Source organism: Celeribacter ethanolicus (genome assembly GCF_001550095.1).
In the GTDB taxonomy this organism is placed as follows: Bacteria; Pseudomonadota; Alphaproteobacteria; order Rhodobacterales; family Rhodobacteraceae; genus Celeribacter; species Celeribacter ethanolicus.
Window position 1 is genome coordinate 172,473 of the sequence record NZ_LRUC01000020.1, and the last position, 25,032, is coordinate 197,504.

At 61.5% G+C, this 25,032-nt stretch carries 24 protein-coding genes and 2 pseudogenes; 16 read left to right on the forward strand and 10 right to left on the reverse strand.

The features are described from left to right. The 4 genes from NH195_RS10215 to miaB form a co-directional block, all read right to left on the reverse strand. Positions 1-1,011, reverse strand: a complete 1,011-nt coding sequence (locus tag NH195_RS10215) for a PhoH family protein (protein WP_066706296.1) — start codon at positions 1,009-1,011, stop codon at positions 1-3. 198 nt (positions 1,012-1,209) lie between these two features. Then, complete coding sequence (locus NH195_RS10220; protein ID WP_066706300.1) at positions 1,210-1,539, reverse strand: hypothetical protein; 330 nt, start codon at positions 1,537-1,539, stop codon at positions 1,210-1,212. Positions 1,540-1,550: 11 nt separating this feature from the next. Further along, the gene (locus tag NH195_RS10225; RefSeq protein WP_238379740.1) at positions 1,551-2,123 is read right to left on the reverse strand and encodes an OmpA family protein; all 573 of its coding nucleotides are present in this window, start codon (positions 2,121-2,123) and stop codon (positions 1,551-1,553) included. 256 nt (positions 2,124-2,379) lie between these two features. Next, entirely contained in the window at positions 2,380-3,717 is a 1,338-nt protein-coding gene (gene miaB, locus NH195_RS10230) for a tRNA (N6-isopentenyl adenosine(37)-C2)-methylthiotransferase MiaB (RefSeq protein ID WP_066706390.1), read from the reverse strand. A 188-nt stretch (positions 3,718-3,905) separates the two neighbouring features. Between miaB and NH195_RS10235 the strand changes: the two genes are divergently transcribed. The 3 genes from NH195_RS10235 (at position 3,906) to NH195_RS10245 (ending at position 6,033) form a co-directional block, all read left to right on the forward strand. Continuing rightward, complete coding sequence (locus tag NH195_RS10235) at positions 3,906-4,769, forward strand: hypothetical protein (RefSeq protein WP_066706303.1); 864 nt, start codon at positions 3,906-3,908, stop codon at positions 4,767-4,769. Positions 4,770-5,017: 248 nt separating this feature from the next. Then, positions 5,018-5,446, forward strand: coding sequence for an FKBP-type peptidyl-prolyl cis-trans isomerase (locus tag NH195_RS10240; RefSeq protein WP_066706306.1), 429 nt, complete (start codon positions 5,018-5,020; stop codon positions 5,444-5,446). Positions 5,447-5,541: 95 nt separating this feature from the next. Next, positions 5,542-6,033, forward strand: a complete 492-nt coding sequence (locus NH195_RS10245) for a hypothetical protein (protein WP_066706309.1) — start codon at positions 5,542-5,544, stop codon at positions 6,031-6,033. Here the strand turns inward: NH195_RS10245 and NH195_RS10250 are convergent. Both NH195_RS10250 and irrA read right to left on the reverse strand, forming a co-directional pair. Next, positions 6,017-6,622 (reverse strand): DNA-3-methyladenine glycosylase I, encoded by a 606-nt coding sequence (locus NH195_RS10250; protein ID WP_066706392.1) that lies wholly within the window; start codon positions 6,620-6,622, stop codon positions 6,017-6,019. The two genes, NH195_RS10245 and NH195_RS10250, sit on opposite strands and share 17 nt — an antisense overlap. Before the next feature lie 96 nt (positions 6,623-6,718). Continuing rightward, positions 6,719-7,153, reverse strand: coding sequence for an iron response transcriptional regulator IrrA (irrA, locus tag NH195_RS10255; RefSeq protein WP_066706312.1), 435 nt, complete (start codon positions 7,151-7,153; stop codon positions 6,719-6,721). 217 nt (positions 7,154-7,370) lie between these two features. On the opposite strand from irrA, the gene fabA reads away from it, so the two are divergent. The 4 genes from fabA to NH195_RS10275 all read left to right on the forward strand — a co-directional run bounded on the left by fabA (position 7,371) and on the right by NH195_RS10275 (position 11,719). Next, positions 7,371-7,880: a bifunctional 3-hydroxydecanoyl-ACP dehydratase/trans-2-decenoyl-ACP isomerase gene (gene fabA / locus NH195_RS10260; RefSeq protein WP_066706315.1), complete on the forward strand. Its 510-nt coding sequence runs from the start codon at positions 7,371-7,373 to the stop codon at positions 7,878-7,880. Between the two features lie 43 nt (positions 7,881-7,923). Continuing rightward, positions 7,924-9,153, forward strand: coding sequence for a beta-ketoacyl-ACP synthase I (fabB, locus tag NH195_RS10265; RefSeq protein ID WP_066706317.1), 1,230 nt, complete (start codon positions 7,924-7,926; stop codon positions 9,151-9,153). Positions 9,154-9,161: 8 nt separating this feature from the next. After that, positions 9,162-9,950: an enoyl-ACP reductase FabI gene (locus tag NH195_RS10270; RefSeq protein WP_066706320.1), complete on the forward strand. Its 789-nt coding sequence runs from the start codon at positions 9,162-9,164 to the stop codon at positions 9,948-9,950. Positions 9,951-10,129: 179 nt separating this feature from the next. Next, positions 10,130-11,719 (forward strand): GMC family oxidoreductase, encoded by a 1,590-nt coding sequence (locus NH195_RS10275; RefSeq protein ID WP_066706323.1) that lies wholly within the window; start codon positions 10,130-10,132, stop codon positions 11,717-11,719. 2 nt (positions 11,720-11,721) lie between these two features. On the opposite strand, the gene NH195_RS10280 is transcribed toward NH195_RS10275, so the two are convergent. Further along, positions 11,722-12,342, reverse strand: a complete 621-nt coding sequence (locus tag NH195_RS10280) for a hypothetical protein (RefSeq protein ID WP_066706328.1) — start codon at positions 12,340-12,342, stop codon at positions 11,722-11,724. Between the two features lie 262 nt (positions 12,343-12,604). On the opposite strand from NH195_RS10280, the gene NH195_RS10285 reads away from it, so the two are divergent. The 7 genes and pseudogenes from NH195_RS10285 (at position 12,605) to NH195_RS10315 (ending at position 19,147) form a co-directional block, all read left to right on the forward strand. Continuing rightward, complete coding sequence (locus NH195_RS10285; RefSeq protein ID WP_066706330.1) at positions 12,605-13,384, forward strand: zinc metalloprotease; 780 nt, start codon at positions 12,605-12,607, stop codon at positions 13,382-13,384. Positions 13,385-13,435: 51 nt separating this feature from the next. Beyond that, a complete protein-coding gene (locus tag NH195_RS10290) occupies positions 13,436-14,269 on the forward strand; it encodes an alpha/beta fold hydrolase (protein WP_066706332.1) in 834 nt (277 codons plus the stop codon). Then, a pseudogene (pcaD, locus tag NH195_RS10295) lies at positions 14,266-15,048 on the forward strand (3-oxoadipate enol-lactonase); the annotation flags it as partial. The gene NH195_RS10290 and the pseudogene pcaD, both read left to right, overlap by 4 nt. Positions 15,049-15,133: 85 nt before the next feature. Continuing rightward, positions 15,134-15,754: an alpha/beta fold hydrolase gene (locus NH195_RS10300; protein WP_238379741.1), complete on the forward strand. Its 621-nt coding sequence runs from the start codon at positions 15,134-15,136 to the stop codon at positions 15,752-15,754. Between the two features lie 52 nt (positions 15,755-15,806). Then, entirely contained in the window at positions 15,807-17,018 is a 1,212-nt protein-coding gene (locus NH195_RS10305) for a TCR/Tet family MFS transporter (RefSeq protein WP_066706338.1), read from the forward strand. A gap of 106 nt (positions 17,019-17,124) precedes the next feature. Then, the gene (locus NH195_RS10310) at positions 17,125-17,313 is read left to right on the forward strand and encodes a hypothetical protein (protein WP_066706341.1); all 189 of its coding nucleotides are present in this window, start codon (positions 17,125-17,127) and stop codon (positions 17,311-17,313) included. A 319-nt stretch (positions 17,314-17,632) separates the two neighbouring features. Further along, a complete protein-coding gene (locus NH195_RS10315) occupies positions 17,633-19,147 on the forward strand; it encodes an acetyl-CoA hydrolase/transferase family protein (RefSeq protein WP_066706394.1) in 1,515 nt (504 codons plus the stop codon). 123 nt (positions 19,148-19,270) lie between these two features. Here NH195_RS10315 and NH195_RS10320 read toward each other — a convergent pair whose 3' ends face one another. Then, positions 19,271-20,581: an NAD(P)/FAD-dependent oxidoreductase gene (locus NH195_RS10320; RefSeq protein ID WP_066706346.1), complete on the reverse strand. Its 1,311-nt coding sequence runs from the start codon at positions 20,579-20,581 to the stop codon at positions 19,271-19,273. A 184-nt stretch (positions 20,582-20,765) separates the two neighbouring features. Here NH195_RS10320 and NH195_RS10325 point away from each other — a divergent pair, with 184 nt between their 5' ends. Continuing rightward, a complete protein-coding gene (locus NH195_RS10325; protein ID WP_066706349.1) occupies positions 20,766-21,569 on the forward strand; it encodes an IclR family transcriptional regulator in 804 nt (267 codons plus the stop codon). A 174-nt stretch (positions 21,570-21,743) separates the two neighbouring features. Here the strand turns inward: NH195_RS10325 and acmB are convergent, their stop codons facing one another. Both acmB and NH195_RS10335 read right to left on the reverse strand, forming a co-directional pair. Further along, positions 21,744-22,937 carry a methyl acetate hydrolase AcmB gene (gene acmB, locus NH195_RS10330; protein ID WP_066706351.1) on the reverse strand — a complete coding sequence of 398 codons (1,194 nt, stop codon included), beginning with the start codon at positions 22,935-22,937 and terminating at the stop codon, positions 21,744-21,746. Positions 22,938-23,033: 96 nt separating this feature from the next. Further along, positions 23,034-24,047 carry an AraC family transcriptional regulator gene (locus NH195_RS10335; RefSeq protein ID WP_066706356.1) on the reverse strand — a complete coding sequence of 338 codons (1,014 nt, stop codon included), beginning with the start codon at positions 24,045-24,047 and terminating at the stop codon, positions 23,034-23,036. 146 nt (positions 24,048-24,193) lie between these two features. Here NH195_RS10335 and NH195_RS21175 point away from each other — a divergent pair. After that, positions 24,194-25,032 (forward strand): annotated as a pseudogene (locus NH195_RS21175) (IS3 family transposase); the annotation flags it as partial.

The following is a 25,032-nucleotide window of genomic DNA, read 5'->3' on the forward strand; positions in this document are numbered from 1 at the left end:
TTACTGCGCTTCGTCGGCCTCATACGCTTCGATGATCGCGGCGACAAGCGGGTGGCGCACCACGTCTTTCGAGGTGAAGTAGTTGAACGAGATGTTTGGCAGGCCCGCGAGAATGCGCTCCGCATCCCGGAGACCGGATTGCACCCCCCGTGGCAAGTCGACCTGCGAGCGGTCGCCGGTGATCACCATGCGCGAGCCTTCACCCAAGCGGGTCAGGAACATTTTCATCTGCATGGTGGTGGCGTTCTGCGCCTCATCCAGAACCACGAACGCGCGCGACAGAGTCCGCCCGCGCATGAAGGCCAGCGGCGCGATCTCGATGGTCTTTTCCTCGCGCATCTTCTGCACTTGCTTGGCCGGGATGAAGTCGTTCAGCGCGTCGTAGAGCGGCTGCATATAGGGATCGACCTTCTCGTCCTGCGTGCCGGGCAGAAAGCCGAGACGCTCCCCCGCCTCAACCGCAGGTCGCGACAGGATGATCCGGTCGACGTGGCCGTTGATCAACATGTTCACACCCACGGCCACGGCGAGATAGGTCTTGCCGGTCCCCGCCGGACCGATGCCAAAGGCCAACTCGTGTTTGAACAGGTTGGTGACATAGTCCTTCTGCGCCGCCGTGCGCGGTTCCACCAGCTTCTTGCGGGTCTTGATCTCGACATCGCCGCCGCGGAACATCTCCATCTGATCGCCCGGCAATCCCTTGTCGCTCTCAGCCTCCCCCATGCGGATCATGCCGTCGATGTCGCCCGGCTCGATCTCGCGACCGGCTTCGAGCTTGCCGTAGAGATCCTGCAACACCGCAGAAGCGCGGCCCCGGGCGCTGCCGGTGCCCATGACGGACAACATATTGCCGCGTCGGACGATCTGGACTTCGAGCTTGTGTTCAATTTGAGCGAGGTTCCGGTCGAACTCTCCACACAGGTCAATCAACAACCTGTTGTCGTGGAATTCGAGAAGCGTTTCGTGGACTGCGTCCTGCGATTTCGGGGGTGTCAACGCGCTCAGGCCCAAATATTGTCTCCGACTCTGGAATGGCTCCTGAGTCCGATGGTGCCAAGGGATAGGGCTTCTGGCAAGCGGGGACACAAAATCTTCGCAATCGACCCGGCGAACCCCTGCTCAAAAAATGGCGCATCGCCTAATTTTTCACCAAAATACAAAACGGCCGCCCCGAAGGACGACCGTCGACTTGAGGAATCGCAGGACCGATCAGATCGGATCATAGAACGGCGAACCGTCCTTGTACGGACCGACAGCCGTATTCGGAGCCGCCGTACCGGAGCAGACCGGCATGCCGTATTTGTCGACGCGCGGGGACAGGTAGCCCTCGACCCCGTCGTCGATGATCCAGTGGTCACAGCCTTCCGGGTCGATCCAGATGCCGGCCACCAGCGTCGACAGGTGTTTCGTGTCGAAGCCGCGGTCCACGGTCTTGTCCGTCTTGTGGGATTCATACCCGGCCTCTCCCATCATCGCCTCGGTACAGGCGGTGGTGGAGCCGAGCACGGCGAGAAGGGCGATCGCTTTGATGGCTTTCATCGTCTCTCTCCTCACTTCACACAGATGATTTCGACGCGGCGGTTCTTTTGCATCCCCGCAGCGGTCGAGTTCGAGGCGATCGGCTGGCGTTCGCCATAGCCGCGCACATCGACGACATTGGCCCCGACCGAGGCCGCGATCTTGGCAACCGCATTGGCACGGTTATAGCTCAGACGCATGTTATATTCGTCGGAGGCCCGGCTGTCCGTATGACCCACGATGATATAGGCCGTGGCGCCCGCCTGCTGGAAGAAATCAGTGAGGCGTTTGCGGCCCGCAGCGGAGATCACGTATTTGTCCGTGGCGAAAAGCTGATCGGAGTTCATCACGGCACAGCTCTGCACCGGGTGGCAGGTCGGTTTGCCCTGACGGTCGCGCTTGAGGTCCATGTAGCCCTCGACCCCGTCGTCCATCACCCAGTGTTCACAGCCATCCGGATCGATCCAGATCGTCGGTTTGTACACTTCGCCATTCACCGTGCCCGGCACCATTTGCGCATTGGCCGTCGCCGCCGCAAAAGCAAGAGCGACCCCCGCGCAGAGGCCCAGCCCCCGTCGCGTTGTCTTCAGAAATTCGATGGTCACGTCTACCGTCCCCCAACTGTTTGCGTTTTCGGGCCGTTCCAAAACACGCGCCCCCTGCAGCCGTGAGACTGCTGCGCCCTACTCACCAAGATTGTGGCTAAAGGATAGCAAACTTCGGGTCCAAGTGAAGAAAAATAACCAGATATTGTGTCGCATATCTTGACGAACTCCCGCAGGCACCGGGATTGTTGCCAAGATACTCCACCCTGCGGTAAAAACTTTGCCGGTGCGCGCCGCCTGCCACCCCCGGCGGTTCTCAGCGCAGCAGGACCCCGCCCAGGGAATTCGGGCCGCTTTCGATGATTCTCACGCGCTGGATGTCCCCCACGGCGACATCGTCGGTGACGTGAACTGCATGAAGATATTCGGATTTTCCAACCATCTGCCCCGGCAGACGCCCCTTGCGTTCGAACAGAACCGAGACCTCGCGACCGACCATCGCATCCTGAAACGCGTGTTGCTGTTCGGTGATCAGCGTCTGCAAGCGATGCAGCCGTTCGGAGGCCACATCGGGGTCGATCATCTTCGCCTCTTTCTCGGCGGCGGGCGTACCCGGGCGCGGCGAGTATTTGAACGAGAACGCAGAGCCATAACCGACCTCACGCACGAGGCTCATCGTGTCCTCGAAATCCTGATCCGTCTCGCCGGGGAAACCGACGATGAAGTCGCCGGACATGGCGATGTCAGGCCGCGCGGCGCGGATGCGTTCGATCAGGCGAAGATATTCCTCGGCGGTGTGTTTGCGGTTCATCGCCTTGAGGATTTTGTCGGAGCCGGACTGCACCGGAAGATGCAGGTAAGGCATGAGCTTGTCGCAATCGCCATGCGCCGCGATCAGGTCGTCTTCCATGTCGTTCGGATGCGAGGTGGTGAAGCGGATGCGCTCCAAACCATCGACCTTTGCAAGCGCGCGAATGAGCCGCGCCAACCCCCATGTGCCGCCCTCTCCTGCGCCGTGATAGGCATTCACATTCTGCCCCAAGAGGGTGATCTCCCGCACACCGCGCTCCACCAGATCGCGCGCCTCATCGAGCACGCGCTCAACCGGGCGCGACACCTCGGCACCACGGGTATAGGGCACAACGCAGAAGGCACAGAACTTGTCACAGCCCTCCTGCACGGTCAGAAACGCCGCAGGGGCCCGTTTCGCCTTGGGCCGGGATTTCAGTTTCTCGAACTTGTCCTCTTCCGGGAAATCCGTATCGAGCGCCTTTTGCCCGTGCCCGGCCTTCGCCTCAAGCTCCGGCAGGCGGTGATAGCTCTGCGGTCCCACGACGAGATCGACCATCGGCTGGCGCCGCATGATCTCTTCACCCTCGGCCTGGGCCACACAGCCCGCCACGCCGATCTTGAGATCGGGATTGGCAATCTTGAGGTCTTTGTAGCGGCCAAGTTCGGAATAGACCTTTTCCGCCGCCTTCTCGCGAATATGGCAGGTGTTCAAAAGGATCATGTCCGCCTCTTCCGGCGAAGACACTTCGGTATAGCCCGACCCGCCCAGCGCTTCGGCCATGCGTTCGCTGTCGTAGACGTTCATCTGACAGCCATAGGTCTTGATATAGAGCTTCTTGGTGGTGCTCGGCGTCTCGGACATGGGCATGGGTCCACGAATGCTGGGAATTGAGGCGGTGTCCTAGCGCAAGAGGGCCAAGAGGGCAAGCGCCTCGGACCGGACCGCCATAAGCAGGCTCATGACGAAATTGTTTCCACAATCCTTGCAATCCCCTGCCCTTCATGCATTTTTTACCGGAAACGGGGACACTGCCCCGGCAAAGGATTTTCATGCGATACGACAGCCTCGACACGTTTCTCACCGACGGCAAGGACGCCCTTTTGAAAGGGCCGATCGCGATGATCTTTGCCGAAGATCTCGTGGAAGTGGACACGACGCTGCGCCATCACCTCTCGCTGGGGTTCAAACAGGTGATCCTGTTCGCCCCCGACGAACTGAAACTCCCCGAGGGGCTGGAAGCGAAAATCCACCGCATCCGCTACGCCACTCGCGCGCCGGAGATGCTCACCAAAGCAGTCAACCGGATCATCGCCGCCGCGCCGGGGATCTGGATGTATTACTGCTACAATGCGGAATACCTGTTCTTCCCGTTCTGCGAGACCCGCACCATCACCGACATGCTGACCTTCCACACCGAGGAACGCCGCGATGCGATGCTGTGTTATGTCGTCGATCTCTACGCCGACGATTTGAACGCGCATCCCAATGCCGTCTCGCTCGAAGACGCCCATCTCGACCGCTCGGGCTATTACGCCCTGGGGCGCCCCGATGCCGCAGGGCGTGCGAAAGAGCGGCAGCTCGACTTTTTCGGCGGGCTGCGGTGGCGGTTTGAAGAGCACATGCCGCCACACCGCCGCCGCATCGACCGGATCGCGCTTTTCAAGGCGAAAAAGGGGCTCCGGCTCAGCGAGGAACATCTGTTCGGCGACGAGGAATACAACACCTACGCCTGCCCCTGGCATCACAACCTGACCGCCACCATCGTGTCCTTCCGCACCGCCAAGGCACTCAAGACCAACGCCGGATCGACCTATGACATTTCCACCTTCCGCTGGCACAATTCCATCGAGTTCGAATGGCACAGCCAGCAATTGCTGGATTTGGGCCTGATGGAACCGGGGCAGTGGTTCTAAGAGCGTTTTGGCAAAGCCAAAACGCGTGACCACGCCTCAAAAAGCGCAGCGTTTCTAAAACATCCGCATGTGAGGCAGCGTTTTCCTAGAAAAACGCGTTCACATGCGGTTCTTGCGATTGGTTTTGCGGCTTTTTCCCACCATCGGGTTGCATTTCACAGATCACCGCCTATCCTTTCGCGCAATCGTCATTGGGCACCCGTAAAGACGCGGCCCCAAAAACTCACCCCGAACAGTTAGGACTCTTCATGACCGAAGTTAAATCGGGCGACAAAGTTCGTATTCACTACACCGGCACGCTCGCAGACGGCACCGTGTTCGACAGTTCCGAAGGCCGCGAACCGCTCGAATTCACCGTCGGCTCCGGCCAGATCATTCCGGGCATGGACAAGCACCTGCCGGGCATGACCGTGGGCGAAAAGAAAACCATCGTCGCTGTCGCCGATGAGGCCTATGGCCAGCGTCACCCCGATGCACAGCAAGCCGTGCCGCGCGCCCAGATCCCGGCGGAGATCCCGCTTGAGGTTGGCCTTCAGCTTCAGATGCAGTCCCCGACCGGTCAGGTGATCCCCGTCACCGTGGTCGAAGTGACCGACGAGGAAGTGACGCTCGACGCCAACCACCGTCTGGCGGGCGAGGACCTCACCTTCGCGATCGAGCTGGTGGAAATCGTCTGAAGCTGAGTATTTCTCAGCAAAGGAAACAGGGCGGCGCGCGATAGGCGGGCCGCCTTTTTCATTGATCGGGCGCGGGTTTGGCGTCAAATGGCGGTATGAACCCCGAGTTTTTGCCAGACTGTTCGAACTGTGCCGCGCTCTGTTGTCTGGCGCTGGCCTTCGATGCCGACGAGATGTTCGGCCACGACAAACCGGCGGGCCTGCCCTGTCACAATCTCGATGGGTTCTCCTGCTCCATTCACGCCGATCTTGCGGACAGGGGCTATCGCGGCTGTGTCGCCTTCGATTGTCTTGGCGCGGGGCAGCGGGTGACGGCGCTGTTTTCCGAAGACTGGCAGAAGCGACCCAAGCTCACCGCCCCGATGATGGAGGCGTTCCGTCAGATGCGTGCGGTGCAGAGCCTGCATCAGATGCTTCTGACCGCCGGGGCCTTGCCCCTGCCCGATGACACGCGCGCGGAGTTGCGGGACCGAATTGCGGATCTGGAGGTGGCGAAGACGGAGCTTGCGGCATTGGCGCGCTTCGATCCGGCCGAAGCAAAGCGATGGCTCAAGAGCCTTGCCCCGTTGCTCAGACCGGCAGGGTAAACGCCGCCCGCGCCGCCACCGCCTTGGCATGATGCGCACAGCCGGGGTGATGATCGTTGACCATGCCCATGGCCTGCATGAAGGCATAGCAGGTGGTCGGCCCAACGAATTTCCAACCCTTTTTCTTGAGCGTTTTTGACAGGCGTTGCGAGGTCGGCGTCTGGGCCACCACCTCGCCGCCGCTCTCGTCCGTTTCCGGCGCGAAGGACCAGAAGAAAGCGGCCAAAGAGCCATGTTCGCGCTCCATCTCTATGGCGCGGGCGGCGTTGTGGATCACCGCTTCGATCTTGCCCCGATGCCGCACGATGCCCTTGTCCTGCACCAGACGCTCGACATCCTCGGGGCCGAACTCCGCCATCCGGTGAAAATCGAACCCTGCAAAGGCGGCGCGGAAATTCTCGCGCTTTTGCAGGATGGTCCACCACGACAGGCCTGACTGGAAGCCTTCGAGACAGATCTTCTCGAACAGGCGGATGTCATCGGCGACCGGGTAGCCCCATTCTTCGTCGTGGTAGCGGATGTATTCAGGATCGGAAGCGCACCAGCAGCACCGGCTCACCCCGTCACTTGCGACAAACAAACGCTCCATGACATTCTCCCACATGATAAAAGCCCCGCCAGAGGGCAGGGCTTTCTCATAACTGTCAAGCTGTTCGCCCGGTCTTTTCCGCTCAGGCTTTTCCGCTCAGTGGCGCGATTTCGGACGCAACCGGATCACCACATCGACGGAGGCGATCTCCATCCCCTCAGGCGGCGCCGGCAGGCGTTCGATCTTCAGCTCTTCGGACGGTGCATCGGTCAACTCGCCCTTGTCTTCCCAGAAGAAATGCGGGTGCTCGTCCATGTTGGTGTCGAAATAGCTGCGGGAGCCATCGACCGTGACCTCCTGCATCAGACCGGCCTGACAGAAGGCGCGAAGCGTGTTGTAGACGGTCGCGAGAGAGACTTTCTCCCCCGCATCGCGGGCGGCATCGAACAGGCTTTCGGCCGTGACGTGCCGGTCATGGCCATCGCCCACCAGAAGCGTCGCCAGCGCGATCCTTTGACGCGTCGGGCGCACACCGGCAGTCGCAAGCCAAGCTGCACCGCGACGGGTTTCGATGTTTTCGGTCTGGGTCATGGGCGTCCAATTCCTGGGAATACCGATGGAATATACAGGATCAGCCCCGCAAATTTCAATTGGAAATCCTCTAATTCTTATTTCACATGTGTTTCACCGTGTCGAAAGCGCGTCAAAAACGCCGCTCGTCTCCAGCCCTGTTGCGCTTGCGTGCGCGGGGGCCGGGGTGATAGAGGGGATACGACTTTGAAAGATGATGAGGAAGGCAAGGGCGTTCATGGCCGATTACCCCACGAGTTTCACCAAGGAAGACCTGCTCAAATGTGCGGCAGGCGAGCTCTTTGGACCGGGCAACGCACAACTTCCGGCGCCGCCGATGCTGATGATGGACCGGATCACCGAAATTTCCGGTGATGGCGGACTGCATGGCAAGGGCCATGTGGTGGCGGAATTCGACATCACGCCGGATCTGTGGTTCTTCGAATGCCATTTTCCCGGCAACCCGATCATGCCCGGCTGTCTCGGTCTCGACGGGCTGTGGCAGCTCACCGGCTTCAACCTCGGCTGGCGCGGCTGGCAGGGGCGTGGCTATGCGCTTGGCGTCGGCGAAGTGAAGCTCACCGGCATGGTGCGCCCGGATCGGAAGATGCTGACCTACAAGGTCGATTTCAAGAAAGCCGTGCAAAGCCGCCGCCTGACCATGGGCGTGGCCGACGGCATCGTCGAAGCCGACGGCGAAGTGATCTATCAGGTCACCGATATGAAGGTTGCGCTGTCCGAGAGCTGATCTCGGACCGACCGTCAAGGAACATATAGGGAAGGAACAGGCCATGCGTCGCGTCGTCGTCACCGGGTTGGGGATCGTCTCCTCCATCGGCAATACTGCCGAAGAGGTGCTTGCCTCTTTGAAAACCGGGAAATCCGGCATCACCGCCAATGAGGACATGAAGGAATACGGCTTCCGTTCGCAGGTCGCCGGGTCCATCGACATCGACATCAAGGAACATGTCGACAAGCGCGCCCTGCGTTTCATGGGGCCGGGGGCAGCCTATGCCTATATCGCCATGAAACAGGCGATTGCCGACTCGGGCCTCGAAGAGAGCGAAGTCGTGAACCCGCGCACCGGTCTGATCGCTGGCTCCGGCGGCCCGTCCACCTCCGCCATGCTGACCGCGCATCAGTCGGTTCTGAACACCAAATCCACCAAACGCGTCGGACCGTTCGCGGTGCCCAAATGTATGGGCTCCACCATCTCGGCCAACCTCGCGACCGCCTATCAGATCAAGGGCATCAACTATTCGATCACCTCGGCCTGTTCGACCTCCCTGCACTGCATCGGCAATGCAGCGGAGCAGATCATGATGGGCAAACAGGACGTGATGTTCGCGGGCGGTGGCGAGGAACTCGACTGGACCCTGTCCTGCCTGTTCGACGCCATGGGCGCGATGTCGTCCAAATATAACGACACGCCTGAGAAAGCCTCCCGTGCGTTTGACGCGAACCGTGACGGGTTCGTGATCTCCGGCGGCGGTGCGATCCTCGTGCTCGAAGAGCTGGAACACGCCAAGGCGCGCGGCGCGAAAATCTACGCCGAAGTGACCGGCTTTGCCGCCACCTCCGACGGCGCCGACATGGTCGCCCCCTCGGGCGAAGGCGGCGAACGGGCGATGCGTCTGGCGCTTTCCACGCTCGAAGAAGGCCGCAAGGTCGGCTATATCAACGCGCATGGCACCTCGACCCCCGTCGGCGACGTGGGCGAGGTCGAAGCGGTGCGCCGCGTCTTCGGTGAAGGCCAGACCCCGGTGATTTCCTCGACGAAATCCATGACCGGCCACTCCCAGGGCGCCACCGGCGCGCAAGAGGCGGTCTATTGTTTGCTGGCGCTGCAGAACGATTTCATCATCCCGTCGATCAACGTCGAAACGCTTGATCCGGCGATCCGCGAGGGTGAGATCGCCACGAAACTGGTGGAAAATGCGGGCCTCGATACGGTGATGACCAACTCGTTTGGGTTCGGCGGCACCAACGGCTCGATGTTGTTGTCGAAATATCTTGGGTAAAAACACAAATGGCTGATCTTCTCAAAGGCAAACGCGGGCTCGTGATGGGCGTCGCCAATGAGCGCTCCATCGCATGGGGCATCGCGAAAGCCTGTGCCGACGAGGGCGCAGAGCTGGCGTTTACCTATCAGGGCGAAGCCTTCGGCAAACGCCTCGAACCGCTCGCGGCTTCCGTCGGCTCCGACACGATGGTCGATGTGGATGTCACCAATCCGGAGCAAATGGACGCGGCCTTTGCGGCGCTCAAGGCGAAATGGGGCAAGCTCGATTTCGTCGTCCACGCCATCGCCTACTCGGACAAATCCGAACTCACCGGACGCTTCCGTGACACCACCGAGGCAAATTTCAAGAATTCGCTGCATATCTCGTGTTTCAGCTTCATCGATGTCGCCAAACGCGCCTCCGAGTTGATGACCGAGGGCGGCACCTTGATGACGCTGACATTTGCGGGCTCGAACATGGTCGTGCCGAATTACAACGTGATGGGCGTGGCCAAGGCGGCGCTCGAATCTTCGGTGCGCTACCTCGCCAACGATCTCGGCCCTGAGGGCATCCGCGTCAACGCGATTTCCCCCGGTCCGATGAAAACCCTTGCAGGCTCTGCCATCGGTGGCGCGCGCCGGACGTATAAGCACGCCGAACAAAACGCCCCAATGCAATCCAACGCCACGCTCGAAGCAGTCGGCGCCACGGCGGTCTATCTGGCCTCTGACGGCGGCGCCTACACCACCGGCGAGATCATCCGCGTCGATGGCGGCTATCACATCATGGGCATGCCCCGGATCGAAAACCTCTAAACCATTTGCCGGACGAGTCTTGGCCAGACGAGTTTTGGCCAGACGATTGTTTGAACCCCGCCTCTTCGGCGGGGTTTTCATTTTGAGTATTTGCCGAAGCAAAGGAAACATGACGCCACGTTTCACGCGCCGCCCGGAAAAACTGACGTAGCCTCTCCCCAGGGGGGGAGAGAGCCATCATGTACGATTACATCATCATCGGCGCCGGATCGGCGGGCTGCGTTCTGGCGAACCGGCTGTCGGGCGACACGGGCAAACGCGTATGCCTGATCGAAGCGGGCGGCAAGGATCGCTCGCCCTTCATTCACATTCCTTTGGGGCTGGCGGTTCTGGCACGACTCAGGGGAGTGAACTGGAACCATCGCACCGCGCCCGAGTCGGCGCTGAACGGGCGACGGCTGTTCTGGCCGCGCGGACGGGTACTGGGCGGGTCTTCCTCGATCAATGCGATGATCTACATCCGCGGTCATCGGGAGGATTACCACGGATGGGCGCGTGCGGCAGGTGAGAACTGGGACTGGGCACGGGTGCTGGAACTGTTCAAACGGCTGGAAAGCAATGCCCAGCTTGCCGGTGACTTTCATGGCAGCGAGGGACCTTTGTCGGTCTCCGACCTCCGCAGCCCCAACCCGCTCTCGAACGCCTTCGTCAAAGCCGGGTGCGAGGCCGGTTTCTCAGAGCGACGCGATTTCAACGGCGCGGATCAGGAGGGCGTCGGCCTCTATCAGGTCACCCAGAAAGACGGGCAACGGTTCTCGACCGCTCGGGCCTTTCTCGATCCAGCGCGCCATCGCGACAATCTCGACATCCTCACCGGCGCGCAAGTGACGCGTGTGCTGTTCGACGGGCGTCGTGCCGATGGCGTGGCGTTGACAGACCGCGAACTCCGGCTCAATCCCGGCGGCGAAGTGATCCTGTCCGGCGGCGCTATCAACTCGCCGCAGCTTTTGATGCTGTCCGGCATCGGCCCCGGCGAGACGTTGCGCAACCACGGGATCGAGGTCTTGCATGATCTGCCCGAGGTTGGGCGCAATCTGGCGGATCATCTCGACATCACGGTGATGTCTGCGGCGGCGGATCGCCTGCCCATCGGCATTGCCCCCTTCTACCTGCCGCGTGTGCTCCGGGCGGCATGGCAGTTTGCCCGACAGAGGCAGGGTGAACTGACCTCGAATGTCGCCGAGGCGGGCGGGTTTGTGCGCTCAGACCCTGAGCGCGACCGGCCCAATCTGCAATTTCATTTCATCCCGGCCTATCTGCGCGATCACGGGCGCAAGACCTCGTATGGCTATGGCATGACCCTGCATGTCTGCGATCTGCTGCCCGGCTCGCGCGGCACGATCACGCTGGCCTCTCCCGATCCGCTGAAGCCTCCGAGGATCGACGCGAATTATCTCAGCGCGCCCGAGGATGTGGAGACACTTCTGGCGGGTCTCAAGCAGGCGCGGCAGGTGATGCAGGCCCCTGCCCTCGCCCGCCATGTCAAAGCCGAGCTTTTTCCGGGACCGGACATACAGGGCGATACCGCCCTGATCGACGACATCCGCGCGCGGGCGGAGACGATTTATCACCCGGTCGGCACCTGTCGCATGGGGATGGACGCCGGATCGGTGGTCGACCCGGAGGGCCGTGTGCGCGGGGTTGAGGGGCTTCGGGTGGTCGACGCCTCAATCATGCCCACGATCATTGCGGGCAACACCAATGCGCCGACGATGATGATCGCAGAGAACATCGCCGATCGGATGGGCGCCCCCGCACGACTGCTTTGAGCTTAGTGGCAGCCGCCCGGCCCGCAACCGTCGCAGCCCTCACAAGCCCGCGCCCGGCCCTTCATCTCGATGAATTTCTCGTCCCAGGCCTCGCCGTCGCCGAATTCCAGAAAATGCTGATACTGCTCATGGCGATCCGGCAGGGCGCGGGCGTGTTTGATCGGGCACCAGTAATATTCCGTCCGCCCCGCCACCTCGCGCACATAGGCCAGAAGGCCGTTGCAATAGCCGCAATAGACGCAGTTCAGCTTCTGCATGAAGTTGAGATAGGTGAGCTTGTGCCGGTCCACCGCGATGTATTTTTTACGCTGCACTTTCGGGATGCCATAGACCGGAAAACAGATCGCCTGATAGACCGTCACGAAGAGATCCATCAGTGCAAAAGGGATGATCAGCCCGTAGATCACCGGCGCCGTCACGATCTCCCAGGGCCGCGCACGGCGCAGAAACACCGACCAGCGCACCTTGAGCGCCCGGCCACGGCGACGGGCCTCCTCTTCGAAGACCACCCGGCCGTTGCTCAGATGATACTGGAATTTTTCGCGTGCCTCGACCGCCTCCTTTTCGAGCTGCACCTGCAACTCGCGCAGGCTCTCGCGCAGTTTCTCCACCGTGCCGTTCATCGGGCCCTCCAGCCTCTTTGCGTTCCGTCCCGACAAGGTAAGGCGTTTCGTGGAAAAAACGAAACCATCCTTGCACGGGCCCATCGCTTCCCGGCGAAGTGTTGCTCCATGACGTCCACTGTTGGCCCCCGGGAAACAATGCGTTGAGCCCCGGCTCGCGCCCGCCTGGGCGGGCCATTCGCACCCCGATTGCCACATTCTCGCCACATTCAGGGCCGATCACATCCGACACAGACATAAAAAGGCCGCAATTCGACTCACCATGACCTTTCTCCTGCTTGCCATCGCGCTCGGGCTTTTCGCCCTGCCGCTCGTGACGCGCCCCCTGACAAGCCAGGGACGCATTCGCGCGAGCGGGTTCAATGGTGCGGGCGTGATCGTCGGGTTTGTCATCACCGTTGCGGTCGTTTCCCTGACCTCGCCGCGCTTCGGTTTCGGCTTTGTCCTTGCCGTGATGCTGCATGAACTAGGCTCGGCCTATGCCTGTCGCATCATCGGCCACGAGGTCGCCCGCGTGCGCCTCATTCCCCTGCCGTTACTGGCCGCACCGCGTTCCGACCGCCCCTTCGGCCATGCGCTCGAGGAAAGCTTCACAGCACTCTACGCCCCGGCGCTCGCCATCGTACCGATGGTGCTGTGCTTCGGGCTGTTTCCCATCCTCGCCCCCATCGCTCCAATGGTGGCCAATCTATTGCGCGTGACGGCAATCATGCTCGGGACGTTCAACTTCATCATGCTCCTGCCCTTCCTGCCGTTTGCGGGCGGGCGGGTGATGCGGGCCATCTCGGGCGCCTTCTGGCCCCGGTTCGGCACCACCGTCACCCTCTTCATGACCGCCGCCTTCACCTCTGCGGCGCTGCGCGATCACTCCATCGCCATGGCGCTTCTGGCCGCCGCCGGTCTCCAGAGCCTGTGGCACCGGCGCCAACCGGAACAGGCCCCGCTGAGTTCCAACGAGGCGCTGCTGGTCATGGCCTGTTACGCCTTCGTTCTCACCGTGCATTACCTCGGCGGCTCATGGCTCCTGAACGGGCTGCGCTAGGGCTTTCGTCCCGGACACGGACGTGACAGTCTGCGCCCAAAGGAGATCCCAATGGTTCAGCATTTCACCACGAAAGACGGATTGAAACTCGCCTATGACATTCAGGGCGACGGCGCGCCGCTGCTCTGTCTCGCCGGGCTGACCCGCAACATGGACGATTTCGAGCCGGTGGTGGATCATTTCGCCGACCGGGCTCAGGTCATCCGCCTCGACAGTCGCGGCCGTGGCGCCTCCGATTACGATCCGGCCTTCATGAATTACACCATCCCGCAGGAGGCGGCGGACGCTTTGGCGCTGCTCGATCATCTCGGGATCGACAAGGCCGCGATCCTCGGCACCTCGCGCGGCGGGCTGATCGCCATGGGATTGACCGCGGCGGCGAAACATCGGCTCTCCGGCGTGCTCCTGAACGACATCGGCCCGGAGCTCGACCCGTCCGGCCTCAGCCACATCATGGACTATCTCGGTCGCCCCTCCGCCTACAAAAGCTTCGACGATGCTGCCGAAAAACTGCCGAAAGCCCTCGGCGCGCAGTTCCCGAACGTCTCCCATGAACAATGGCGGAGCTATGCGCGGCGGATCTGGGCCGAGGGCGAGCGGCGTCTGGAACTGCGTTACGACCCGAAACTGCGCGACGCGATCGAGGCCCAGAGTGTCACCGGCGCGGTCGATCTCTGGCCCTTCTTCGACGCCTTCGAAGACCTGCCTCTGGCCCTGTTGCGCGGAGAGAACTCCAACCTCCTGTCGCGCGCCTGCGTGGCGGAGATGCAGCGCCGCCGCCCCGACATGATCTCAGCCGAGGTCAGGGATCGCGGCCATGTGCCCTTTCTCGACGAACCCGAAAGTCTCGATGTCATCGCGCGGTTTCTGGAGGCCCTGTCATGAGGATTGCGCTCGACAACATCACGCTCAATGTCGAGATCACCGGACCGGAAAACGGCGCGCCCGTGGTCTTCGCCCATGCGCTCGGCACCAATCTGCACCTCTGGGATGCGGTTCTGCCGCATCTGCCCGGCGGCCTGCGGCTCATCCGCTACGACCTGCGCGGGCATGGCCTCTCGGATGTGCCGAAAGGCCCCTATGCCATGGGCACGCTGGTGCGCGACGCGGAGCGGCTGCTCGACACGTTGAAGGTGAAAGACGCGGTTTTCGTCGGGATTTCCATCGGCGGTCTGATCGCACAGGGGCTCGCAGTCAAGCGGCTCGATCAGGTCCGCGCGCTGGTGCTGTCAAACACAGCGGCCAAGATCGGCGCGCGCAGCATTTGGGACAAACGCATCGCCGAGATCCGCGACAAGGGGCTTCAAAGCATCGTCGCCCCCACGCTCGAACGCTGGTTCGCCCCCGGATTTCGCAAGACGGACACCGCGAAACGCTGGGGCCAGTCCATTCTCGACACCCCGGTTGAGGGCTATCTCGGTTGTGCCGCCGCCATTGCCGGGACGGATTTCTACACGCCGACCTCGGGGCTTCGGCTGTCCTGCCTCGGCATCGCGGGAGGCTATGACGGCTCGACCCCACCCGATCTGGTACGCGAGACTCTGGGCGTCATTCCCGGGTCTCGGTTCGAATTGATGCGCCGTTCCGGTCACCTGCCGCCCGTCGATGCGCCGGAGGACTATGCCGCGCTTCTGGGCCGGTTCCTGACCGAGATCGCCCATGTGAAACGCGATCCCAATCCGCATGATCACATCCCCGATCTCGGGTCCGGTCACGACCATCATCACAACGATCATCATGGTCATCATCATGACCATCACGATCATGATCATTCCGGAGGCTGTCACCATGACTGACCCGAGCGTCCTCCTGATCCACGGCTCCGCCCATGGCGCGTGGTGTTGGCGCGATCTTCTCGCGGAATTGCACGCCCGTGGCCTCAAGGCCCGCGCGCTCGACCTGCCCTCCCATGGCGCGGATCGAACGCCTTACGACGAGATCGGCCTCGACAGCTATCGAGACGCGATCCTCGCCGACATGCGCCGCGCGGCGCAGGACCATCCGGTGCTCGGCCTGATCGAGAAGACCGAAGACGGGCGGGCCTTTCGCTTCAAACCCGAGGCAGGCGTCGAGGCCCTGTGTCACGACTGTTCCGAAGAGGTGAAAACCTACGTCCGCGATCATATCGGCCCGCAAGCGATCCGCCCGCAGGAAACGCCCCTGCGCGTCACCCCTGCCTCCACCGCCCGGCCCCGGCATTATGTCATTTGCGAAAACGACCGGGTGATCCCGCCCGCCGAACAGCGTAAGATGTGTGCGGACTGGCCCGCGAGCACCGTCCATTCCCTGTCCTCTGGCCATTCCCCCTATTTCGCCCAGCCCGCGCGGCTGGCCGATACGCTGGCGCATATTCTGCACCGGAGCGGATAGACAGAAGCCCCCCGACAGGTCACAAAGGCCGGGTTGTTTTCAGGAAAGCCCCATGCCCCGCAATCTGCCGCTGATTTTCATCGTCACCACCGTGCTGATCGACGGCTTGGGCATCGGGCTGATCTTTCCCGTCCTGCCGACCCTGATCCGCGAGTTGACCGGCCAGACGCTCGCCGATGCCGCACTTTGGGGCGGGGTTCTGGCCACCGGCTTTGCCGTGATGCAGTTCTTCTTCGGGCCCCTCGTCGGCAATCTCTCCGATCGCTTCGGCCGCAAACCCGTGCTGATCGCCGCGCTTTTCGTGATGATGATCGACTATCTGATCATGGCGCGGGCGCACACCATCTGGCTTTTGCTGATCGGGCGGCTGATCGCCGGGATCTCCGCCGCCACACCGGGCACCGCCGCCGCCTTCATGGCCGACATCTCCAAACCCGACGAGCGCGCCCGCAACTTCGGCTATGTCCATGCCGCGCTCGGCATCGGTTTCGCCCTCGGCCCCGTGATGGGCGGCATGCTCGCCACCATCGACACCCGCGCGCCGTTTTATGCCGCCGCCGCCGTCGCCGGCCTCAACATGGTCTTCGGCCTGATCGTCATGCCCGAAAGTCTCGCTCCCGAAAAACGCCGCGCCTTCGACTGGCGTCGCGCCAACCCCTTCGGCGCCTTCCGCGCCATCGGACGGCTGAGGGGCCTCACCGGCCTGCTCATCGTCTTCGCTCTCTACGAGACGGCCTATTTCGTCTACCCGGCGATCTGGTCCTTCTATACCGAGGAGCGTTTCGGCTTCGACACAGCCACCATCGGGCTCACACTCTTCGCTTTCGGCGCGACCATGGGGCTGGCACAGGCCGTACTGGTCGGCCCCTTGGTCAAACGCTTCGGCGCCTACCGTGTCGCGATGGGCGGCATCCTGCTCGACGCGCTTGTATTCCTCACCTTCGGCCTCACCACAAGCGTGCCGATGGTCTGGATCATGTCCGTACTCTCCGGCATTTCCGCGATCTCCATCCCGGCGCTGCAATCCATGATGAGCGGCGCCACCCCCGACGATCAACAGGGCGAGTTGCAGGGCGTCACCGGCTCACTCGCCGCGCTTGCTACCATCATCAGCCCGCTGGTGATGACCGAGATCTTCGCCACGTTCTCCCGCCCCGGCACCGGCTATTACCTGCCCGGCGCACCGTTCCTGGTGTCGCTGGTCATCGTTCTGATCGGTGGCGCAATCCTCTGGAGCTGGCAACGGCGACACGGGCGGATCTGACCCGGCACGTTCGCGCCTGTTCACACTTCGTTGTCCAGTTTGATCTGGATACGAGACGGCAAGGCGATTCCGTGTTAGAGTCCTCGTGCAAAAAGGAGGAAAAACCATGACACGCCATATCACCGACACGTCCCATCGTGCCCCCGGCAGCGGTCGCCTCGTGCATTTCCTTGCGCTCGACCGTGGTGCTGCCCGCTCCCGTATGTGGGACAAAATGGACCGTGATCGCAAAGAGGCGAAAACCGCCTCCCGCGTGAAACAGTTCCTGCGGATCGACCGCGGTCGATCCGCCTGAGTCGTCTTGAAGCCATCCGATACGGGTCCGTTTCCGACGGGCCCGTTCTCTTGCCGCACAGTGCGACCTTTGGTTTGCATATTCGTGCCGAAAACTCTTTGCAAACCCCTCCACTCAAATCCCGATTGCAAATATTGATTCAAAAATCTGTGCACAGATGCATACCGGGTATGCTCCTGCAAAAATTCCGCAAAAGTGACTGGAAGCCCCCCGCGTCCCGCGCATAGTGCGCGCAATGAAGGACAACTCGGGGAGGAGGCTGGCCTTATAAAATTACCCCTCTCTCCCCGTGACCGCATTCCACAATGGAGAGACCGTCGTGACCACTGCCCGCCGCCCCGTGCCGCAATCCCTGCAATCCAAGATCATGTCCGCCGAAGATGCCGCCAGCCTCGTCGAGAATGGCGCCACCGTCGGCATGAGCGGGTTCACCGGTTCGGGCTACCCCAAGGCGGTGCCTCTCGCACTTGCGGCCAAGATCGAGGAACGTCACGCCCAGGGCGAGAAGTTCCGCATCAAGATCTGGTCCGGCGCTTCGACCGGTCCCGAACTTGACGGCGCGCTGGCCAAGGCCGACGGCATTGATTTCCGCCTGCCCTATAACTCCGATCCGATCGCCCGCGAACGGATCAACAAGGGCGAGATGAAATATTTCGACATGCACCTGTCGCAGGTCGCGCCGATGGCCTGGCAGGGTTTTCTCGGCAAGCTCGACACCGCCATCGTCGAAATCTCCGGCATCACTCCCGAGGGCGATCTGATCCCCTCGTCGTCCATCGGCAACAACAAGACCTGGCTGGAATGCGCCGACAAGATCATCCTCGAACTGAACTCCTGGCAGAGTGAATATCTCAACGGGATGCACGACATCTATTACGGCACCGCCTTGCCGCCGAACCGCGTCGGCATCCCGCTGATCAAACCCGACGACCGCATCGGCCAGCCGCATTTCAAGGTCGATCCGTCGAAGATCGTCGCCATCGTCGAGACCGACACGCCGGACCGCAACGCGCCTTTCGCGAAACCGGACCAGACCGCTCTGGACATCGCCGGTCACCTGCTTGAGTTCCTGAACCACGAGCTGAAAATGGGCCGGATGCCGAAAGAGCTTCTGCCGCTGCAATCCGGCGTCGGCAACGTGACCAACGCCGTGCTCGCCGGTCTTCTCGACAGCCCGTTCGAAAACATGACCGCCTTCACCGAGGTGATTCAGGACGGCATGCTCGACATGCTCGACGCGGGCAAGCTGCGCATGGCCTCCGCCACCGCCTTCTCGCTCTCGCCCGAGGCCGCCATGAAGTTCAATGCCGAAGCGCATCGCTACCGCGACAAGCTGATCCTGCGGCCGCAGGAAATCTCCAACCACCCGGAGCTGATCCGGCGGCTGGGCTGTGTCGCGATGAACGGTCTGATCGAGGCCGACATCTACGGCAACGTCAACTCGACCCACGTCATGGGCTCGCGCATTCAAAACGGCATCGGCGGCTCGGGCGATTTTGCCCGCAACGCCTTTGTGTCGATCTTCATGACCCCCTCGACCGCCAAGGGCGGCGCGATCTCCGCCATCGTCCCGATGGCCAGCCATGTCGATCACATCAACCAGGACGTTCAGGTCATCGTCACGGAACAGGGCCTCGCCGATCTGCGCGGCCTCGATCCGAAACAGAAGGCTGAGTTGATCATCGAGAAATGCGCCCACCCCGCCTATCGCGACATGCTGCGCGACTATTACGAGCGCGCCAAGAAAAGCTCATTCGGTGGCCATGCGCCCCACGACCTGCGCGAGGCGCTGAGCTGGCACCAGCGTTTCATCGACACCGGCTCGATGAAGTAAGAGCAACAATAAGAGCAAAGGCCCTCCTCGCGAGGGCCTTTTTGTTTCAGGTGTCTCCCTTCCCGTACATGACAAGGTCCGACACTTTGCCGACACTTGTCCGACGGAAAGCCGACACCGGTTTCAGCCCTTGCTTTGCCCCCGGAACCGCGTCAACCGGAACGGCGTCGGATCGACAATGGGGGCAGCCCCGGTGACAATATCTGCCATCAGATGCCCCGCCCCCGGCCCGGTTCCGAACCCATGGCCGGAGAACCCCGAGGCGATGTAGAAATTCGGTCGGTTCGGCACCTCGGAAATCACCGGTACCGCATCGGGCGTGGCATCAATCAGCCCGGCCCAGCTCTGCACCGGCTTGAGCTTTCCAAACCCCGGATAGGCCTTGACCGTATTGGCCCAGGCGTTTTTCAGATCGCGTTTGACGGGTTTGGGATCGAGCGTCCGCACCAGCTCGAACGGTGTAATTTCATCGTTTTCCCAACGCCTTGCCCGCTTCCAGTCTTCAAAGAAATAGGGTGTCAGGCCGAGGCGATATTCATGCATGGATTTCAGCGCCGTCGGCAGGAAATCGAAAAACAGCCGAAAACTATCCAGCGTCAGAGGCGCAAGGTTGTCATTGCGAATCGCCACCGAATAGCCCCCGTCGAGACGACGGCGAAAGGCGAAATCCGGCCCACCGACCGCGAGATCGGGCAGGCTCTCGTCGGGCGCTGTGCGCATCACTGTATTGATCACCGGCAGGGTCGGAAAATTCAGCCCCATATTGCCCGCAAACAACCGCGACCACGCGCCGCCCGCCAAGACAACAGCACCACAGCGGATCGCCCCCCGCTCCGTGACCACCCCGGAGATCGCCCCCCCCTCAGTCTCGATCCCGCGCACGGCACAATGTTGCAGGATCACCGCGCCTTTCTTTTGCGCCGCGCGGGCCATGGCAGGCGTCGCCTTGAACGGCTCGGCCGTCCCGTCCGTCGGCGTATAAAGCCCACGTTTCCAAGGCTTGGCGAGGCCCGGCAAAAGATTGGTGATCTCCGCGCCCTCGATGAACCGCGCCGACAGCGCATGATCGCGGGCATGCTCCATCCAGCTTTCATAGGACGCCAGCGCCTTTTCCCCATCGAGCAGGTAAAGCGTACCACGTTCCCGGAATCCGGTTTCCAGCCCGGTGATCTCATTCATCCGCCGCCAGAGTTTCAGGCTTTCGACGGTCAGCGGGATCTCCGCCGCATCGCGCCCCATGGTCCGACACCAGCCCCAGTTGCGGCCCGATTGCTCTGCCCCGATGATGCCCTTTTCGCAAAGCGTGACGGAAACACCGCGCTCCGCGAGGAACAGCGCCGTGCTGACACCGATGATCCCGCCCCCGATAACGATGACATCGCTGCGCGACGGCAGGTCTTCGTTGCCTGCGACTGGGTCCATGGTGATGCGCATCTGATGTCTCCGACGTTCGAGCCCATAGCGGGCGTGCTTTTCGTCAGCCTAGGCAAAACCAAACGCAAGATAAGGAGATTAATTCACATAATGATAAAAAAATATAGTATTTCTCATATTATGAGTATTAATTTCCACTGATCGCCCCTCGTTCTCAAAACCAAATTCTCACGGAGCCTGACAAATGCGCAAAAGCGGCCCTCCCACTCCAGCGTCCGGCACTCAGGCCCTCGACCGCGCCATTGGCCTCATGCGAATCATCGCAACCTCGCAAAGCTCCGGCCTGAGCGCGCGTGAGCTGTCGGACCTCACCGGCCTGACCCAGGCGACGCTGTATCGGCAATTGCAGGCACTCGAGAAACACGGGCTGGTGGAAAGCGAGGCGAAACGCTATCGCATCGGACGCGGCGCACTGTTTCTTGCCGCCGCCGCCTTTGAGGCCGATCCCCTGCACAAGGTCGCACAACAGCCGATGCGCCGGGTCGCGCAAGCCACCGGCTGCTCTATCGCACTGGTGATCGCTCAGGACACGCGCGCGATGTGCGCTGCGCGCGCCGAGGGCACGTTCACCGCCCGCACGATCTACTCCAACGTCGGCGCGACCGCACCTCTGGGGCTCGGCTCAAGCAGTCTCTGCCTTCTGGCCGCGCTCGACGATCAGGAGGCGGATCATGTGATCGAAACCAACAGACACGCGCTGATCGGTCCCTATTTCCTCGACGAACTCGCCCTGCGTACCGCGATCCGACAGGTTCAGCGCGACGGCTATGCCCGCGACCCGGGCGAGGTGTTTCAGGATGTATTCGGCCTCGGGGTCCCCGTGCGGCTGCCAAGTGGCAGGACCATCGCCGCCATCGGCCTTTCTGCCGTGCTCGAACGTGTCGATCCCGCACGAGAGAAATGGATCCTATCGGTCATGCAGGAAGCCGCCCGCGACATCGGTCAGGCTGCCAATCCGGTGACCGGGCATACTCACTGTTGGCAGTGACACGTCATGGCCTTGTGCAGCGGCGCGGCTTCCCGAAACGGACGTGAAAGAACCGCCCCAAAGTGTGAAGCCGTTTGGTTTCTGCTTGCACGCATAGTCGATTGCGCTGAGGTCTGATCCGGATGAACCGGGGCCAAACATAGCCCCGATTGCGCTTTTGACTTGGCCGTTAGGTTATTTCAAAGCTGCGTAGACTGCGCTCTCAAAATCCATGTAGCCCGTGAAGGACGCCGCATCGGCGAAGGGCAGGATCTGGGTCGCCCAGTACCCGCCGATGCCGTTTTTGCGGTCGATCCAATAGTAGCTGTTGGCCAGACCCGCCCAGCCAATGGAGCCTGCGGGGCGACCTGTGGGCGCGTCTTCGCTGTTGACCATGAAGGTATAGGACCAGTCTTTGGGCTGTCCGGGGAAGAACTCAGCATCGTTTGACAGCGACGGGATTACGCCGGGCAGCATGGTCACCTTCTGCGGCGGCACCAAGGCGCCTTTCACGGCCCACTCCACCGTTTCGCGCTTAAGCACGCGCCCGTTCGGGCCGTCCCCATCGTTGAGCCACATACGGATGAACTTCATGTATTCAGGCACAGTGGCATAGAGGCCGTGGCCGCCCATGTGGACTTCGGGGTCGTCGGGCAGAGCGAAGTCGTCCATCGGGGTGAGTGAACCATCCTCGCCGCGCGCGTGGATCGTTGCGGTGCGTGCCTTCATCGCGTCGGTGCGGGTGAAGGCGATGTCCTCCATCCCGAGCGGATCGAACACCCGCTCGCGCATCACTTCGCCAAGGCGTTTGCCGCGCACACCCTCGACCACCTGGCCGGCCCAATCCATGTTGGTGCCGTATTCCCACTTCTCACCCGGATCGAACAGCATCGGGGTTTCGATACAGGCGCGGCTCCCCGTGACAACCGAGGGCTGCCCATGCGCCTCGGCCAGACGCTTGTAGGTTTCGTTGAAGAAGTCATAACCAAAACCGCCAGTGTGCAGGAGCAGTTGGCGCGTGGTTACATCGGTCTTGGGCGCACGCAGACGTGGGCTTCCATCGGCCTCAAACCCTTCGATCACTTGCAGGTTGCCGATGGCGGGGGCGTATTCTTTGGCGGGGGCGTCGAGGTCCAGAAGCCCCTCCTCAACACATTGCAGTGCGGTAGTTCCCGCAATCGCCTTGGTCGTGGAGAAGATTGCAAAGACCGTATCCTCGGTCATCGGATCGCCCCCGATGCGCCTCTCGCCTGCTTGGCCTGAATAGATCGTGCCAGTGCGGTCAGTCGCCATCGCGACCACACCGGGCACACGGGTCTCGCCCGTGCTCAGATTGCCGAGAATGGAATCACAGTGCGTTTTCAGATTCTCGATTTGCATGTCTTTCATTGGTTCCTCCCTAGAACATGTGCAGGGAAGATTGGCCGCTCGCAAAGCGCAGCGCTGTTCTTTATCGGAATGGGGTGTCCGGTTTCGGAAGAGAAGTTAATGGCCACCCATGGCCCGCGCGCGGGTCCGGGACGGCAACTCGCCATAGCGTTGCCGATACCGCCCGGCCAGAGCACCGAAGTTGGAATACCCCCATCGGGTCGCGATATCGGTGACGGTTTTATCCGCCTCGGCCTTTTCGAGATCGGCTCGGAAGCCTTCCAACCTGCGTGCGACAAGGAAGTCACGGGGGCTTAGCCCTCGGAACTGTTGGAACCCGCCCGACAGCGTGCGGGCCGACACGCCGACCCGTTTTGCGATCTCTCCGATGGTCGGCGCTTGCCGTGCCTCGGCCTCCATAATCGCCTCCGCTTGGCGCACATAGCGCGGCGCCGCAGCCCTTGCGCCGCCCTCCAACTTCACGCCCGCTGCCCCGGCCCACTGCCGTAAAAGCTCTACGCAGAGGATTTCCTCTAGGTGGCGCGCAATAGCGGCATCCTCGGCCACGACCCCCGAACGGGTCAAAGCTCGAACAGAATAGTCCAGCAAAGACCCCCAAGCCGACTGCGCCCCGCCGATCTTGACGCGGCTTGTCCAAAGCGCGTCACCGGGCACAAAGCCGAACCAGCGTTCTGCAATCTGCTCGATCAGATCGTGGGGGATCGTCAGGTTCAGTTGCATATGGTCGGGGTCACCCTCCAGCCAATACTCCGCCCGCGAGCAATCCACGACGAAACTCTCTCCCGCCCCCGTTGCCACAGAGCCGCCATCCGCCGCATGATTGAGCGCTCCGCGCACCGTATTGAGCACGAGAATATTGCCCGCTGCAGGGTCGAAATTGTTGAGATAAATCCCCGTCCCATAGGCAAAGCGCGTCATTGTCACACCGCCCGCCTTGGCGGAGATCATCGTCGCATCGGGCTTGGCCTGGCGCTCCATGGGACGCACGTCATAGGGCATGTAGACATCACGGCAAAACGCCTGGATCTCATCCCAGTCTGTCGATTTTGTATCTCCTCCATGCCGGACCGGATCGCCGAGCGGATCGAGTATAAATGCGTTCTCCAACAAAATCGCGCTCCTCCATACGATTTCGAAGTAGCCGGAGGATAGCACGGTTTTGCACAAGTGCCACAAAATGCGGCAACACAGTGTGGACGTGTCACGGTTTGATGCCGCTCCTTTGATAGCCTTTACTGGAACAAAGGAGACTGACTATGGGACTGAAACGGACGGACGAATTTCGCCAAGATGCAGTGCGTATTGCGCTGACCAGCGGGTTGACGCGCAAGCAGGTGGCTGATGATCTGGGCGTTGGCATGTCGACGCTGAACAAATGGATCACAGCACACCGAGACACGAAGGTGGTTTCACAAGAGGATTTAGACCTCGCCAAAGAGAATGAGCGGCTTCGACGAGAGATCCGGCTTCTCAAGGAGGAGAGGGAAATCCTAAAAAAGGCCACCCAGTTCTTCGCGGGCCTAAAGCAATGAGATTTAGGTTTGTCGAGGAACACAGGAACCATTTTCCAGCCAACCGTTTATGCAGTGTCGTTGGCGTCAGCACACGTGGCTTGCGGGCCTTCCGTAGTCGCCCTGCCAGTCGCAGACAACGATCTGATATGGTCACGCTTGCACACATCAAAGAACAGTCCCGCCTGAGCCTTGGTAGCTACGGCAGGCCGCGAATGACCGAAGAGTTGAAGGAGATCGGTCTGGACGTCGGTCATCGCCGTGTGGGCCGCTTGATGCGCGAGAACGGCATCCGGGTCGAAAGATCGAAGAAATACAAGGTCACGACGGACAGCAACCATGCGTTCAACATCGGGCCAAACCTGCTGAACCGGGACTTCCACGCCGATCAACCGAACCAGAAGTGGGCGGGCGACATCAGCTATGTCTGGACGCGAGAAGGATGGCTCTACCTGGCTGTTATTCTTGACCTGCATTCTCGGCGGGTGATCGGCTGGGCAGTCAGCAATCGCATGAAACGCGACTTAGCGATCCGAGCATTGAACATGGCCATAGCTTTCCGGGCGCCGCCCAAAGGCTGCATT